Origin of the sequence: Rhodospirillum sp. A1_3_36, assembly GCF_047263945.1 — a bacterium.
Classification (GTDB): Bacteria; Pseudomonadota; Alphaproteobacteria; order Rhodospirillales; family Rhodospirillaceae; genus Rhodospirillum.
The window spans coordinates 1-1,220 of sequence record NZ_JBLAVB010000092.1 but is presented as its reverse complement, the minus strand read 5'-3'; the positions used below and the strand labels follow the sequence as shown (position 1 = coordinate 1,220).

The window sequence follows — 1,220 nt, the reverse complement described above, 5'->3', positions numbered from 1 at the left end:
GCTCAAGCAGCAAGGCGTCTTTCTCCGCTTCGCTAAGTCGATATGTCCGGGGCGTTTTCATACAAAGGTTGAATCACAACCCAGGCCGTCAGCCAACCGATTTCGCCAACCCCGTGAGCAATTACTCAGCGAAAGCTGGTAGAGAATAATCCGATCAACTATCAACCGCTTCCGGCATCCTTGAACTGCTCGAAAGGCTGCCGCGTTCAGGGGACAGAGAACCCATGGATCACCTACAAAGGAAAGCCGATCAATGGAGACTACAGTCTATGGCTTAAAAAAGAACAAGACGCGATGGAATATCTGCTAACTCAACAAATTAAAGGTATGAAGGGATGAGTAAATGCCGATAACCTATGAAGATATTCTCTCAGAGAAGATGCTTGATGTTATAAAATCAGAAGATCAAATTCCTAGAGATGTATTGAATGGCATTTTCAAAATAAAAAGCGATCCTGATATTGTGACCCCCATAAAAAAAGGAAAGGAATGGCTTTATGGGAGAACGATTCAACATCAGGAGAGAACTGGACGCATTCTTTTTAATGGAGGGGATCTTTTTATAAGAAGTTTGGATGGGTCTAGCTTTGGCAGTCCTGGAATTTCTTATAAACTTATGCAAGAGGTGAATGGTAGGCTTATCTCTATTGAACGTGAGAATATTGGAGATAACGTTGATTTACATGATATTGATGGATACTACGGTCGTCATCTGAGCCTTCCTGATCCGATCCGCCTTGCCTATTACCAACGTTTCGACGGGCTGAATGCTCCAGAAGAAACGACATGGGGTATTCGGCGGATACTCCTCCCCCTCCCTATCGTAGGCGGGTGGAGTAGTATAGATAACTACCTTAAAAGACTTAGGTTGAAGAAAAAATATCTGCCTTTGATAGAAGAAATGATTCCAGGGGTTCGCCCAAAAGACTTATCGATGGAATCCTATACAAACTTCATGATGTTTCTCGACAGTCGATATTCCAGGCTGGAGAGAAAAGGAGATGTTCTTTTCGTAAAGAATCATATCCAGGATAAGGTTGTCTATCATATCAAAGACGCAGATGTGCCGAACATGCGCATTTTGGCCGATCCGAAGGAGGCCATCGACCGGTATTGCGAACATGTCCTTCTTCGAAAAGAAGGCCGCTTCGATTTTCTCCCCTATACGACGGAGTTCACGGGGTGACGCTCTCGCCACCCGGTCAATAGGCCCCCTGGGA

General features: G+C 44.8%; 1 protein-coding gene. It reads left to right on the top strand.

Translation table 11 applies throughout. From position 1 onward, the window contains the following. Positions 1-343 precede the first annotated feature (343 nt). Positions 344-1,186 carry a hypothetical protein gene (locus ACLIRY_RS27115; protein ID WP_413208523.1) on the top strand — a complete coding sequence of 281 codons (843 nt, stop codon included), beginning with the start codon at positions 344-346 and terminating at the stop codon, positions 1,184-1,186. Positions 1,187-1,220 lie beyond the last annotated feature (34 nt).